Source organism: Streptomyces sp. NPDC051987 (genome assembly GCF_040680735.1).
Taxonomy (GTDB): Bacteria; Actinomycetota; Actinomycetes; order Streptomycetales; family Streptomycetaceae; genus Streptomyces.
Map to the genome: position 1 here is coordinate 95,770 of NZ_JBFAXI010000021.1, position 14,063 is coordinate 109,832.

10 protein-coding genes are annotated in these 14,063 nt (G+C 70.2%); 4 read left to right on the forward strand and 6 right to left on the reverse strand.

Annotation, left to right across the window (positions count from 1 at the left end; genetic code table 11):
• Window positions 1–189 precede the first annotated feature (189 nt).
• The 6 genes from AB0M11_RS14525 to AB0M11_RS14550 all read right to left on the reverse strand — a co-directional run bounded on the left by AB0M11_RS14525 (window position 190) and on the right by AB0M11_RS14550 (window position 8,260).
• Window positions 190–849 (reverse strand): DUF5825 family protein, encoded by a 660-nt coding sequence (locus AB0M11_RS14525; RefSeq protein ID WP_365705069.1) that lies wholly within the window; start codon window positions 847–849, stop codon window positions 190–192.
• Window positions 850–876: 27 nt separating this feature from the next.
• Window positions 877–2,841 (reverse strand): RiPP maturation radical SAM C-methyltransferase, encoded by a 1,965-nt coding sequence (locus tag AB0M11_RS14530; RefSeq protein WP_365705071.1) that lies wholly within the window; start codon window positions 2,839–2,841, stop codon window positions 877–879.
• 82 nt (window positions 2,842–2,923) lie between these two features.
• Window positions 2,924–3,046 (reverse strand): hypothetical protein, encoded by a 123-nt coding sequence (locus AB0M11_RS14535; protein ID WP_358981307.1) that lies wholly within the window; start codon window positions 3,044–3,046, stop codon window positions 2,924–2,926.
• 67 nt (window positions 3,047–3,113) lie between these two features.
• Entirely contained in the window at window positions 3,114–4,991 is a 1,878-nt protein-coding gene (locus tag AB0M11_RS14540; RefSeq protein WP_365705073.1) for an alpha/beta fold hydrolase, read from the reverse strand.
• On the reverse strand, window positions 4,988–6,430 hold the full coding sequence (locus AB0M11_RS14545; RefSeq protein ID WP_365705075.1) for an MFS transporter: 1,443 nt from the start codon (window positions 6,428–6,430) through the stop codon (window positions 4,988–4,990). The genes AB0M11_RS14540 and AB0M11_RS14545 overlap by 4 nt, the downstream gene beginning before the upstream one ends.
• Window positions 6,431–7,240: 810 nt before the next feature.
• Entirely contained in the window at window positions 7,241–8,260 is a 1,020-nt protein-coding gene (locus AB0M11_RS14550; RefSeq protein ID WP_365705077.1) for a LacI family DNA-binding transcriptional regulator, read from the reverse strand.
• A 273-nt stretch (window positions 8,261–8,533) separates the two neighbouring features.
• Between AB0M11_RS14550 and AB0M11_RS14555 the strand changes: the two genes are divergently transcribed.
• The 4 genes from AB0M11_RS14555 to AB0M11_RS14570 all read left to right on the forward strand — a co-directional run bounded on the left by AB0M11_RS14555 (window position 8,534) and on the right by AB0M11_RS14570 (window position 13,904).
• The gene (locus AB0M11_RS14555) at window positions 8,534–9,775 is read left to right on the forward strand and encodes an extracellular solute-binding protein (RefSeq protein ID WP_365705091.1); all 1,242 of its coding nucleotides are present in this window, start codon (window positions 8,534–8,536) and stop codon (window positions 9,773–9,775) included.
• 9 nt (window positions 9,776–9,784) lie between these two features.
• Window positions 9,785–10,717, forward strand: a complete 933-nt coding sequence (locus AB0M11_RS14560; protein ID WP_365705079.1) for a sugar ABC transporter permease — start codon at window positions 9,785–9,787, stop codon at window positions 10,715–10,717.
• Window positions 10,717–11,535 carry a carbohydrate ABC transporter permease gene (locus AB0M11_RS14565; protein ID WP_365705081.1) on the forward strand — a complete coding sequence of 273 codons (819 nt, stop codon included), beginning with the start codon at window positions 10,717–10,719 and terminating at the stop codon, window positions 11,533–11,535. Before AB0M11_RS14560 ends, AB0M11_RS14565 begins: the two co-directional genes overlap by 1 nt.
• A 95-nt stretch (window positions 11,536–11,630) precedes the next feature.
• The gene (locus tag AB0M11_RS14570) at window positions 11,631–13,904 is read left to right on the forward strand and encodes a glycoside hydrolase family 3 N-terminal domain-containing protein (protein ID WP_365705093.1); all 2,274 of its coding nucleotides are present in this window, start codon (window positions 11,631–11,633) and stop codon (window positions 13,902–13,904) included.
• Window positions 13,905–14,063 lie beyond the last annotated feature (159 nt).

Here is a 14,063-nt window from a genome sequence, read left to right on the forward strand (position 1 = left end):
TCGCTGTGCTGGCCGGGCGGCGTTTCCTTGCCCAGCCCACCTGACTGTACGGGGACACGGCTCGGTGAGCGGTGTCTACCGCCAGAAAACCGATCCTGAACTGGGGCTTTGTGTCTCTCGAACGGTCGGTCGCCCATGGACACCGACGTCCCGGCTCCCGGCAGCCTTGTCGGCCGCGGGAGCCGATGGTCACACGGCCATGCCTTCCTGGAGCCAGCGGGAGACCCGGTAGGGCAGCCACCAGGCCAGATCACCGACTCGCAGGACGAGGTGTTCGGCCGTGAACTCCTCCAGTACGTCGGCGGGTACGTCGGCGTGGTGAACTCCGGGGTCGAGAAGGCTGATGGCGTCCTGGTAGCGGGGTTCGTCGGCGGTGAAGCGGCGCAGGTCTCCCCAGCGACGGTCGCGGATCTGCACGAATCCCGGACCTTGGCGCCAGACGAGCTTGCACAGGTAGTGGCGGGTTCGCCAGGCGTGCAGGGCCTCCTGGGCGTCCGCGAGACCGGTGATCGTGCGTGGCGGGTGCAGATGGGACAGCACCTTCCACTGGTGTGCGGAATGCTCCGGTGACAGACAAAGGTCCCAGTCGACGGAGACGGCGTGTGCGGTCAGGTCGCGGACCAGGCGCAGTCGGTCGATCGCCGGGCGGTGGGCCGTGGGATCGGCGGTGGAGAGGTCGACGGCTGTGTCCAGCTCGGCATGACGGACGCCCCCGGCAAAGAGGCGGTCGACGTTCTCGGCGTCCAAAGTCACCGGGACGGGCCCCAGGAACATGCCCGGCAGACGGCGGGCTTGCGGGTCGTGGTCGCGCCAGGCACGTATCGTCAGCTCCGGTGCGGTGGCTGTCATCTGTGGTCCTTCGTCACGGTCAGGAAATCAGGACAGGGCCGGCGTCGGCTCGGCCGGAGCGCCGGCTGGGGAGGCGGCGGGCAGACCGGCCTCGGGGCGCGCGTGGACGTGGCGCATGTAGTCCAGGCGCAGCAGGTCCTGGTTCACGGAGGCGGGGGCGATGTGGACGTACTGGCCCGCGTCGGTGAACACCACGCCGAGGGTGACCCACTTCTCCAGAAGAGCCTTGAGGTCCTCCGGTGTCCGCTCCGTGCCCCCTGCGGAAGCGGAGGCCGCCGCCGTCTTGCGGTGCAGCGCGGCAGCGGTGTGCGGTTGGTCCAGGAGCCGGAACACCGCGGTCTCGAACGGATCGGTGAGCTCCATGGTCCGCCAGTCGAACGAGCGCCGCCTGCTGACCAGCACGATGCGGTCACCGAGGTCGGTGTGGGTGAGGCGGGCGTCGGCATGGTGCTTCTGCCAGGCGGCGAGGCCGTCGTTGAGGCGGCCCACCGTCGGCTCCGTGATACCGCGCTGCGGGGCCTGGAAGACGTAGGCCAGGTCGTGCAGTTCCGCCTCGGGCAGGTCGTACGTGAACAGGTAGTGCTGCTCGGGCCGCAGCCCGGTGAAGCCCAGTTCGGGCCGGTTGAAGTACGGGCTGAAGCGTTCGATGGCGATCCGGGCGGACAGGTCGACCGGCGGGTCGAGGTGTTCCAGCGCGGGGAGTTGGCGGATGACGGGGTCGTAGTCGTCCGCCGTCTCACCGGGGAAGCCATGCAGGTAGTTCCATGACACCGCGAGCCCGGTCTCCGCCGCGTCGCGGAGCATGCGCACGTTCTGGCAGCCGCTGACTCCCTTGTCCATGAGGTCGAGGACCTGGCTGTTGAGGCTTTCGATGCCGGGCTGGACGTAGATGAGCCCCGCGTCCGCCAGGACCTGTAGTTGCGGGCGCCGCATGTTGGCCTTGATCTCGATGTGCATGCGCAGGTCGTATCCGCTGTCGATGATGCGGGGCAGGACCGTGGAGAGATAGCGCATGTCCAGGATGTTGTCCACCACGTACATGTCCAGCACCCGATGGCGCTCCGCCAGGTCCATGATTTCCTGGTAGAAGGTGTCGGGGCTCTTGCTGCGGAACTCCATGAACGAGCCGTTCAGACCGCAGAAGGTGCAGTGGTGCTTCTCCCCCCACCAGCAGCCGCGCGCGCCTTCGACGACCAGTTTCGGCTCCACCCATTCGTGTGCGACACAGGCGGCGAGACGCTCGAAGTAGCCGCTGTAGTCGGGGGGCAGGATGGCGGCGGGCGGCAACGGCCCGGTCGGCATCGGGTTGGCCATGTGCGCGGTGTCCGGTGTGCGGTGGCACAGCCCGGGGATCGATGCCGCGGCGGCCCGGTCGCCGCCCTGCAGCGCGGTCAGCAGCCGGGGGAAGGCGGCTTCGCCCTCGCCGCGGACCACGTAGTCGACGAAGGGGAAGTTGCGGTGGACGGCGGCCCCCTGTTCGCCATCGCAGTTGGCGCCGCCCATGACGGTCACGACGTGGGGGGCGAGGCGTTTGATCTGCCGTGCGGCGGCCAGTGCCGCGGCGTTCTGCTGGAAGGTGGACGTGAAGCCGACGACGTCGGGCCGGAGCTCCACGACCCGACGGGCCACATCCGCGACGAACTCGGGGACGGCGCGGTGCAGTTCCCGGGTCATGCGCATCCGTGACCGGCGCAGTTTGTCCGTCATCACGGCGACGAACTCCGAGTCCTTCCATTCCGGGTCGTCGTAGAGGGCGGAGGAGAAAACCCAGTCACCGCAGCCGAGGAAGTAGGAGGACAGCGCGTAGTAGTCGTAGTCCTCGGCGGTGAATTCCGTGCGGCTGGTGATCCAGTCGGTGAACTCCAGGTTGGCGTGCAGAACCTCACACGTCGCATCCGGGACGTGTTCGTCGACGCTTCGTTTGAGGATGCCGAGCGCCAGTGAGGGCAGATCGATGGGTGACCAGGGCATGTTGACGAGAAGAACGCGCACGGTGGCTCCTTGCGCACGAGCGGGCGGCGGGTATCGGGGAGGGAACCCGGCCGGCCCCCAGGGGGACCGGCCGGGCCATGGATCACTCCTCGTCGCTGCCGCCGTCGGCGTTGCGGATCGGGATGGTGATGGTGATGCCGACCTTGGGCTTGCGGTTCTCCTCGTCGTCTTCGAGCGGGTCGTTGTGGATGATGTCCTTCTGCATGGTTGTCCTCCTTCTCGGGTTCTCTCGAGTGGGCGGTGCCGTGCACGACCCGGTCCCGCTGTGTGCGTCAGCGGGACCGGGGTCCTCCCGGACGAGCCGGGGGACGTGAAGGGCCGGCGGGTGCCGGTGCGTGCAGGTGGCTGCGCAGGAAGGTCAGGGCGCGGCGCAGGACGGCGACGTGTGTCGCGCCGTCGTAACCGTCGTGTCCGGTGTCGAGCCACAACTGCTCGTGTTCGACGCCCGCGGCGGTCAGAGCGGTGAGGTAGCTGCGGATCTGCTCGGGCGGGCACTTGACGTCCTTGTGCGCGCCGACGACGAGCAGTGGTGCCGCCACGTCTGCCGCATAGGTCAAGGGCGAGCTGAAGGCGTAACGTTCCGGCACCTCTTCGGGGGTTCCGCCGAACCATCGGACGTCCAGGGCGCGCAGCGTGGGCGTGGTCATCCGGTGGGCGGTGACCCAGTCGGCGACGGGTTTGACCGCGATCCCTGCCTGCCACAGCTCCGGGCGGGAACCGAGGGCGAGCAGAACCAGGTACGCGCCCCAGGACACCCCCCACAGGGCGATCGCCCTGTCGTCGACGAGTCCCCGACGGACGAGATCGGCTCGTACGGCGGCCAGGTCCGCCACCTGGGTGTGGCCGACACTCCCCGCACCGGCCCCGAAGGCGCGCCGCCAGCGGGGGCCGTAGCCGGTGGAGCCGCGGTAGTTGACCCGTGCGACGGCGTAGCCGGAGGCCACCAGCGAGTGGACCACGCCGTCGTAGGCGTCCCTGTCGTGGTCGGCAGGCCCGCCGTGGACCAGGAACACGGCCGGCGGCAGAGCCGCGGAACCGGGGTCCGGACGGCCGGGCCGGCGCTCGCCGGAGGAAGAGGCAGGAGCCGAAGCGGAGTCGGTGCCGCAAGCGGAGTGCGGCAGACTGAGCAGCGTGTGGACGGGGCCGTCGGGTGTCGGGGTCCACAGGTCGGTGTGCCGGCCGGGTACGTGCGGCAGGGAGCCGGGCTGCGGCAGGGGGATACCGTCGGTCGCGTGGAGGACGGGCGGGTGGGCTGTGTCGGTCCACAGGTAATGCACCCCTCCGCCGGGCCGTGGCGCGGCATCGAGCAGGCTGCCGGCGGGCGTGGGGACGATGTGGCGCGTCCGGGTACGCAGGGACACCCGGTGCAGCAGCGAGCGGCCGTGGCGGTCCTGGCGTACCAGGACCTCACGGGTGTCGGGGTACCAGCGTGCGCTGATCTCCGTGTCGAAGCCGCACCAGTGGTGTGTGATCAGGCCGGTGCGCGGGCTCCAGGTCGCCAGCTGATAGCGGTCCTCGCTCTCGTGGACCAGCAGCAGTTCGGGCCGCCCGAGCCTCGGTGAGAAGCCGCGGCACCAGAACCTGCCCCGGGGGTCACCGGGCCGAGGGAGGGTGGAGACGACCCGTCCCGTGGCGGTCATGACGGTGATGGCCGCGTCACCGTCCAAGGCTCCCACCAGGGCCAGCAGGTCGCCTTCGGGGGTGATGCCGCCCAGGCGGCACGGCCCGGGTGTGGTGAGAACCTCGCGCGGATCCCGCCCGCGTCGCCCCACCAGCACGCTCGTCGTCCCGCGCAAGGTCGCGACCGCCGCGGCGACTGTACCGTCGGCCGTCACCGCCAGACCGCGCGGCAGCCCGGCCGGTGCCCCCGGCAGGCCGGGCAGTCGGCAGCCTCCCTCGAACGGCTGGTACCACCAGTGCCCTCGTCCGTCCGTGTCCTCCTCGAACCACCACACGTATGCGTCGGCGTCGATGGCGCAGTGCATCGTGCCCCCGGGCCGGTCGGTGACCTGCCGGGTCCTGCGGGCGCCCGCATCCCAGGTGAACACCTCGCAGCGGCCGCCGGCGTCCGCCGTGAGCACCATGCGACGCGGGTCGCGCGCGCACACCTCCGGGAGGGCGCTGAGGAAGACCTTGAAGGAGTCACTCACTGCTGCCTCCCGTCCAGGACGCCGCCATGGCCCGCCGCCGCACCCGAGCGGAGCACCCCGTGGGCTCTTGCCTGGGTGTACACGGCCAGGGCGACGAAGAGCACGGTGCACAGCAGCGCGGGCGTCCAGGTGTTCCAGGTGGTCACCAGTACCGCTGCCGCGGCCGGGGCACCGGCCGCGGCCAGCGCGGACACCGAGTCGAGCACGCTCGCAGCGCGCGACTGCACGTCCGGCGGTGTGCAGGCCACGGCGGCACTGGACAGTACGACAGTGATCAGCGGCACCAGCACGGACAGCCCGGCGAACGCCACCCCCCAGCTCCACACGCTGTCGGCCCACAGCAGGGACCCGCACGGCACGGGCAGCAGCCAGGCGACCGACGTCAGCACGCGTGCCGGACCGAGCCGTCGCACCACCGGGGCCGCCACCAGGGAACCCAGCAACCCGGCCGCCCCGGATGCCGTGAGGACCAGACCGATCGTGGCGCTGTGCGCACCGCCACCCAACTGGAACAGCGCGGTGTAGAACAGCAGGGTCAGCGTGCCGCCGGCCGTCGACGTCCACACCACGGCCAGGCGCAGCACCGGGGAGCCGGCAACCGTGGCCAGGCCGGCTTTCGCGGCGCCGGGCCATGCACGCCACGACCCGCGCCACGGTGGTCGAGGGCCGGCTTCCGGTGCGCCCGGGGCGGTGACGGGCAGGTCGAGGGGGGTACGAACGGCCCGTATGCCCAGGGTTGCTGCCGCGTAGGAGAGGGCGTCGGCCAAGAAGGGCAACGGCCGGGCGAGTTGGAACAGGGCCCCGCCCAGCGCCGGACCGAGGATGAGCGAGACTTGATCGCCCACCTGAATTCCGGCGGCCGCGCGGGGCAGTTCGTCGACGGTGGCCAGGTGGACCAGGGCCCCGCGCGACGCGGCCTCGTAGACTATGGAGCACAGCCGCTCCAGCAGAGCAAGCGCGATCACCACCCATAACGCGGGGCGGCCCAGACAGGTCAGCGCCAGCACCCCCGTGCCCAGGGCCGCGAATCCAGCCGAACCGGTCATGACGCGGCGCCGTTGTCCCTGGTCGGCCGGCACGGCGACGAGCGGTCCGAGAACCACTCCGGCGAGCGCGGCAGCGCTGGCGAACGCGCCCGCGGTGCCCGGGGAGTGGCCCAGATCCAGGAGCAACAGCGGAAGAACCAGTCCGGACGCCTGGCTGCCGAGTCCGTCGACCGCGTTGACCCACCACAGGATCCGTAAGTCACCGCGCCTCGGGCTGGGGCGAGGGGAAGGCGGCTCAAAGGGCGTGCCGTCCGCCGCGGCTGCCGGTGGTCCGGCCGAGGGGCGGTCCGTGTGTTCCCCGCGTGACCGCCGGAGGGCGGGGCCGGACTTGTCCTTGGGCGGGACGGGTCCGTCGGGGGGTTGCCGAATCGGAGACACGTCGACGTTCCCCACCCCCCGTACGCCCGGACAGCGGCGCTCGGCCGCCCTTTGTGTCGAATATGTGCGTGAAGCGTGAAAGTGAGCGGGAGCCTAGCCACTGCGGAACACTTGCGACAAGAGCCGGACAACGCGCAGTCACTGGCCCATACCCCGGGCATATGGCTGACAGCCGACTGTTCACAAAGGGCGGAACCGTGCATGCGCATCAGGCACCTCGGCCGGCGGGTCAGCGCGCCGGCAGGAAACGATCTGCTTCACGCCCGCACACCGACGGCGCGGTGCACCAGATGTTCCATAACGGCCGGTAAAGGGTGTCCACGACACAGGACCACGCCTTATGTGCCGTTTCCCGTGCCGTGATCACGGGTGCGGACCTCGGCCGGGGCAGCCGTTGCGCAACCGAACGCAGGTGACGGCAACCGCGGTGACGGATGCGGTGCGAAGGCCGCCCTCACGCGAAACGTGCCGCACTCCGGTCTCCCGATGCGCCAGAGGCGGCTGCACGCATCGGCCGACAACTCACCCCATCCACCGGCAACGCCCGGATCCTGTCCACGTGACGATCGCGGGGCGAGCGACGGGTGCGGCCAGAGATCGGTGATCAAGGCCGTGACCGGTCCAGATGTTCCATCGGCACCCGCAATGCCGTTGCGGGAAGCGGGACGCGCCCGAAGCGGTCCATGGTCGCGGGGCGCGCCTGGCCGGCAGTCGGCAGCCGGCAGCCGGCAGTCGGGCAGGTCGGCGGGAACGGCTGCAGAGCCCGCGGTACGCGTCCGGAGCGATGCGGCACGTGCTGTCGAAAATTTCGAAGGTGCCGACGACTCAGTGGCGGCCGGCGGTCGGGGGCCGGGCTGTGCTGCTGCGCTCGACCAGGCTGGTGGCCAGGTCGACGCGCAGCGCGGACGGTGGGTTGCCACGGGCGAGGTCGATCACCATGCGCGCGGCGACCTCGGCCATCTCGGTCAGCGGCTGGCGGACGGTGGTCAGGGGCGGGCCGACCCAGCGGGCGACGGGCAGGTCGTCGAAGCCGACGACGCTGAGGTCCTCCGGGATGCGCAGGCCCAATTCCCGTGCGGCCTCGTACACGCCGAGCGCCTGCAGGTCGTTGCCGGTGAAGATCGCGGTGGGCCGGTCCTTGAGGCGCAGCAGTTCCAGGCCCGCCCAGTAGCCGGTCTCGTGGTAGAAGTTGCCCTCGCGGACCAGTGCGGGATCGAAGGCGACGCCGCCCGTCTCCAGCGCGGCCCGATAGCCGTCGATCCGGGCGCGGCTGCACATCATCCGCCGTGGTCCGGCGATCATGCCGATGCGCCGGTGGCCCAGGTCGAGCAGGTGGCGGGTGGCGGCGAGGCCGCCGTTCCAGTTGGTCGTACCGACCGCCGGCACGTCCTGACCGGGGTCCCCGGCCGGGTCCATCACCACGAACGGGATGTCACGACTGGTCAGCTGCGCCTGCTGGGCCTCGTCGAGCCCCGACAGCACCAGGACCACGCCGGTGGGACGGCGGGCGAGCACCCCGTCCATCCAGGACTGCCCGAGGCTGAGCCGGCCCGAGGATTCCGACAGGACGACGCTCATCCCCTCTTCCCGGACGACGTTCTCGACCCCGCGGATGACCTCCATCGCCCAGGCGCTCTCGAGCTCGTGGAACACCAGCTCCAGCAAGGGGCTCGACGGGGCGCTGTTGCTGCGTCGCCGCTGGTAGCCGTACTGGTGCAGCAGCTCCTCCACCCGCTCCCGGGTGGCGGGGGCGACGTCCGCACGTCCGTTGACGACTTTCGAAACAGTCGGCGTGGACACCCCCGCCTCGCGCGCGATTTTGGCGAGTGTCGCCGCTCTGGTCACGAGCTCCTCCTGTGCTGCCCCGGTGTGCGAAGTACGTAGTCATCGGGGCTCTAGGAGACGGATATTAGCTGGTCAGGGCTCCAGTCGGTACGGCCGAATCGAGATCTGCCAAACCCTTGACGGAGATCGGCGTTACGCCTAGGTTTCCCGCAGCATTCGGAAATCCCTTCGAAATTTCGACGGAGCGGCAATCCCATGGGTTCTCTTCGCGTGACCGTTCGCAACGCTGCGACCCGGAACAGACTCGCCGCGGCAGCGGCAACGACCGCGCTGATGGTCGGTCTGACCACCGCGTGCGGGTCCAGCGGCGGCTCCAACTCCGGGGCGATCCACGTCCTTGTCTACGGGGACTCCGCGAACAAGGTCGAAAAGCAGATCGTCGACACGTTCAACAAGACCTCGAAGGTCAAGGTGGTCCTGGACACCATCCCCGGCGCCGACTACCAGTCCAAGCTCAACACGATCATCAACACCCCGCAGGCCCCGGACATCTTCTTCAACTGGGGCGGCGGCAGCATCGCGCCCTTCGCCAAGAAGAACCTCCTGCTCCCCCTGGACGACATGATCGCCAAGGACCCGGGGCTCAAGTCCAACTTCCTCCCCTCGGTGTTCAACACCGCGGTGATCGACGGCAAGTCCTACGGCGTCCCGATGCGCGGAACCCAGCCCGTGCTGCTCTTCAACAACAAGAAGGTCCTGGCGAACGCCGGCCTGAGCGTCCCGCAGACCTGGGACGACCTGATCAACGACGTCAAGGTGCTCAAGGGCAAGGGCGTGACCCCGATCGCGCTCGGCGGCGGCGACCAGTGGCCCACCCTCATGTGGTTCGAGTACGTCTTCGACCGGGTCGCCGGGCCGGACCTGTTCCAGAAGGCGCTCGCCGGAGACAAGAGCGCGTGGGCCACGCCGGAGAGCCACAAGGCTCTGGACATGCTGAAGCAGCTGGTCGACACCGGCGCGTTCGGCAGCAACTTCGACTCGGTGAAGTTCACCGACGGCGGGTCCCCGGCGCTGCTGGCCAAGGGCAAGGCCGCCTTCGAGCTGATGGGCTCCTGGGAGTACTCCACCCAGCAGTCCAACAACCCCGACTTCGCCAAGAACGGCCTCGGCTACAGCGCCTTCCCGACCGTCAGCGGCGGCAAGGGCGACCCGAAGGACCTGGTCGGCAACACCAACAACTTCTACTCCGTCCTGAAGAAGACCAAGCACCCCGACACCGTGGCGTCCTTCCTCAAGCTCATGTACTCCGACGAGTTCGTGAAGGCCCAGCTCGGCATCGGCAACCTGCCGACCACCACCAACACCGCCAAGTTCCTGTCCACCTCGGCCAGCCCGGACTACTCGAAGTTCCAGTTCGACCTGGTCAAGGCGGCCCCGTCGTTCCAGCTGTCCTGGGACCAGGCCTACCCGCAGTCGGAGGCCACGCCGCTCCACACGGCCATTCAGAAGTTCTTCGACGGCAAGACCGACGCCAACGGCTTCATCCAGGCGATGCAGTCGCTGTCCACCTCCTGAGTAGGACCGATGAGCTCCCTTTCTCTCGCAGCCGTGTCCGGCCGCCGTCTCAAGGCGCGCCGGGCGGGTGTCGGGGTGACCCGCCCGGGCTTCGTCTGGGCGGTACCCGCGACCGTCTTCTTCCTCCTCTTCGCGATCCTCCCGCTGGTGCTGGTCGCGGTGCTGTCCTTCACCAGCTGGGACGGCATCACCTCCCCGCACTTCAACGGCCTGGCGAACTGGACCAAGCTGATCCACGACCCGGTGATGGCCCAGAGCGTCTGGCTCACCCTCGTGCTCACCGTGCTCGGGGTCGTGACGCAGACGCCCATCAGCATCCTGCTGGGCGTCTGGGCGGCCGGACCCCAGCGCAACCGGGCCGTGCTGTCCGCGGTCTTCTTCGTCCCCCTGCTGCTCTCGGCGACCGCGGTCTCGGTGGTGTGGCGCGCCCTGCTCGATCCCAACTTCGGCATCCCGGGCCAGCTTCCCTGGCTGTTCGGCAACGGCAACCTGCTCGGCAGCCAGGCCGGTTCGATCGCGGTGCTGACCTTCGTCGGAATGTGGCAGTTCACCCCCCTGCACGCGCTGCTCTACCAGGGCGGCGCCCGCGCGATTCCGCAGGTGCTCTACCAGGCCGCGGCGATCGACGGGGCCGGCACCGTGCGGCAGTTCTTCCACATCACCCTGCCGCAACTGCGCAACACCATGATCACCTCGATGATCCTCATGGTCGTCGGCGGGCTGACCACCTTCGACACGGTGCTGATCCTCACCCAGGGCGGCCCCGGCACGGACACCACGGTCAGCGCCTACTACATGTACGAGCAGGGCTTCAAGGAGTACGACTTCGGCGCCGGCTCGGCCATCGCGCTGGTCCTGGTCGTGGTCGCCACCCTCATCTCGCTGGCCGTGGTCCGGCTCTCCGGCTACGACAAGATGCGCAGCACGGCGGAGGGGATCTGATGCGGCAGCGCCCCAACTACCTTGCCGGACTGGGCTCCCTGATATGGCTCGCTCTGATCGGCCTGCCGCTCTACGTGCTGCTGACCGCGACCCTGCGCACCACCTCCAACTACTCCACCCAGGGCCCGCTGAGCTTTCCGTCGCAGCTGACCCTGAGCAACTACTTCAACGCGTTCTCCAACGGCTTCGGCCAGGACTTCCTCAACACCCTGATCGTCACCGTCAGCGTCGTCGGCATCGTGCTGGTGGTGGTGCCGCCGCTCGCCTACGCCATCGTGCGCGCCCAGGGCCGGACCATCACCGTCGTGTTCCGGGTCTTCCTGCTGGGACTCGCGGTCCCCGCGCAGGCGGTGATCGTGCCCATGTTCTACGTGATCAGCCAGGCCGGACTCTATGACCACCTGATCGGCGTCATCCTGCCCACCGCCGCGTTCTCGCTGCCGGTGTGCACCCTGGTGCTGACCGGGGCGATGCGCGACATCACCCCCGACCTGTACGAAGCCATGGCGATGGACGGAGCTTCCCCGTGGCGGGTCTTCGGGCAACTCGTCCTGCCGCTGTCGAAGGGCGGACTCTCCTCCATCGTCGTCTTCTCGGCCCTCCAGGCCTGGAACGGCTTCCTCTTCCCGCTGATCCTCACCCAGTCGGACTCGACCAAGGTGATCACCCTCGGTCTGTACAACTTCCAGACCGAACACGGCGTCGACGTCCCCGGACTGCTCAGCGCCGTGGTGCTGTCCATGCTCCCCATCTTCATCGTCTACCTGTTCGCCCGCCGCGCCCTGGTCCAGGGGCTCATGGGGGTCGGAGGAAAGTGACCGGCAACGTGAACCCCAGCGTCGAGCTCGCCACCCCTGCGTGGCGGGACGTCTCGCTCTCCCCCGCGACCAGGGCCGACGCCCTGATCGCGGCGATGACCCTGCGGGAGAAGACAGCACAGCTGGTCGGCGTCTGGGTGGGCGCCTCCGACGAGGGCGGCGAGGTCGCCCCGCACCAGCACGAGATGGAGGAGCCGCCGGACCTGGACGAGCTGCTGCCGCACGGTCTGGGCCAGCTGACCCGGCCCTTCGGCACCGTTCCGGTGGACGCCGCCGTCGGTGCGCTCTCGCTCGCCCGCTCCCAGCAGCGCATCGTCGCCGCCAACCGCTTCGGCATACCCGCGATCGCCCACGAGGAGTGCCTGGCCGGGTTCGCGGCCTGGGGGGCGACCGCCTACCCGGTCCCGCTGTCCTGGGGAGCGACCTTCAACCCCGAGCTGGTGCGCACCATGGCCACCGCCATCGGGACCGACATGCGCGCCGTCGGCGTCCACCAGGGCCTCGCCCCCGTGCTCGACGTGGTGCGCGACGCCCGCTGGGGCCGCGTCGAGGAGACCATCGGCGAGGACCCGTACCTGGTCGGCACCATCGCCACCGCCTACGTGCAGGGCCTGGAGTCCGCCGGGATCGTCGCCACCCTCAAGCACTTCGCCGGCTACTCCGCCTCGCGGGCCGGCCGCAACCTCGCACCGGTCTCCATGGGCGCCCGCGAGCGCGCCGACGTCATCCTTCCCCCGTTCGAGATGGCGCTGCGCGAGGGCCGGCCGCGGTCGGTCATGCACGCCTACACCGACACCGACGGCATCCCCTCGGCCGCCGACCAGGAACTGCTCACCGGTCTGCTCCGGGACACCTGGGGCTTCGAAGGCACGGTGGTGGCGGACTACTTCGGCATCGCCTTCCTCAAGCTCCTGCACGGCGTCGCCGGAAGCTGGGACGAGGCCGCCGGGCTTGCCCTCGCCAGCGGCGTCGACGTCGAGCTGCCGACCGTCAGGACATTCGGACAGCCGCTGCTCGACGCGGTCGAGGCCGGCACCGTCCCTGAGGAGCTGATCGATCGCGCCCTGCGCCGGGTCCTGATCCAGAAGGCACAGCTCGGCCTGCTCGACCCCGACTGGAACCCGGTCCCGCAGGCGATCTCCGGAGCGGAGCCGGCCGTACCCGAGGCGCTGCGCGGCAGCGTCGACCTGGACCCCCCGGCCAACCGGAAGCTGGCGCGCGAGCTGGCGGAGCAGGCCGTCGTGCTGCTGCGCAACGACGGCACGCTCCCGCTCGGCCGCCCCCGCCGGATCGCGCTGATCGGCCCCAACGCCGACACCCCGACGGCCGTGCTGGGCTGCTACTCCTTCCCCGTGCACGTCGGCTCGCAACACCCCGGGGTCCCGGCCGGCATCGCGCTGCCCACGCTGCGCGAGACCCTGGCGGCCGAGTTCCCCGACGCAGAGATCTTCTCCGCGCCCGGTGCGACGGTCGACGGCGACAGCACGGCCGGCTTCGCCGAGGCGGTCGCGGCCGCCCGCGTTGCCGACGTCGTGGTGCTCGCTCTCGGCGACCGCGCCGGCCTGTTCGGCCGCGGCACCAGTGGCGAGGGCTGCGACGCCGAATCGGTCCAGCTGCCCGGCGTGCAGCAGCAGCTGCTCGACACCCTGCTGGACGCCGGCACGCCCGTGGTGCTCGTCATGCTGGCGGGCCGCCCGTACGCACTGGGCCGCGCCGACACGGAGGCGGCGGCGATCGTGCAGTCCTTCTTTCCCGGGGAGGCGGGCACCGAAGCGATCGCCGGCGTGCTGAGCGGGCGGGTGAACCCCTCCGGACGGCTGCCCGTGAGTGTGCCGCGGCACAAGGGTGTTCAGCCCTCCACCTACCTGGCCGCCCGGCTGGCCCAGGACAGCGACGTGTCCAGCACCAGTACCGGCGCGGCCTACGGGTTCGGGCACGGGCTCGGCTACACCACGTTCGAGTGGTCCGCGCTCGACGTCGGCGTCGCGGAGACCGGCACCGACGGCAGCTTCCGGATCGCCTTCGAGGTCCGCAACACCGGCGACCGCTCCGGCTGCGAGGTGGTGCAGTTCTACCTGCACGACCCGGTGGCCTCCGTGGTCCAGCCGATGCAGCGCCTCGTCGGCTACCGGCGCCTCCCGCTCGAAGCCGGGGAAGTCTGCCGGGTCCTCCTGGACCTTCCCGCTGACCTGGCCTCCTTCACCGGCCGCGCGGGCCGCCGCATCGTCGAACCCGGCGAGCTGGAACTGCGGATCTCCGCCAGCAGCACCGACCACCGCATCACGGTCCCGCTGCGCCTGACCGGCCAGGTCCGGGAGGTCGACCACACCCGCAGGCTGCACCCCGTCGTCACCGTCGAGTCCCGCTGACGCAACGAGAGCCCCGCGTGGACACCCACCTGCCCGAGGAGGCCCGCTCGTACGGGGGCATGGGCCAACCTGCTCCGGGCGCATCTCGGGGTGGACACGCGCGGGCCGGGCTCGGGCTGGAGCCGGGCCGCGACCACCGGGCCGGCCGGGGCGGGGCGG

Coding starts and splice junctions, on each gene's coding strand:
- AB0M11_RS14565 (WP_365705081.1), top strand. CDS start 10,717: ATGCGGCAGCGCCCCAACTACCTTGCCGGACTGGGCTCCCTGATATGG.
- AB0M11_RS14570 (WP_365705093.1), top strand. CDS start 11,631: ATGACCCTGCGGGAGAAGACAGCACAGCTGGTCGGCGTCTGGGTGGGC.
- AB0M11_RS14535 (WP_358981307.1), bottom strand. CDS start 3,046: ATGCAGAAGGACATCATCCACAACGACCCGCTCGAAGACGACGAGGAG.
- AB0M11_RS14525 (WP_365705069.1), bottom strand. CDS start 849: ATGACAGCCACCGCACCGGAGCTGACGATACGTGCCTGGCGCGACCAC.
- AB0M11_RS14555 (WP_365705091.1), top strand. CDS start 8,534: ATGGTCGGTCTGACCACCGCGTGCGGGTCCAGCGGCGGCTCCAACTCC.
- AB0M11_RS14560 (WP_365705079.1), top strand. CDS start 9,785: ATGAGCTCCCTTTCTCTCGCAGCCGTGTCCGGCCGCCGTCTCAAGGCG.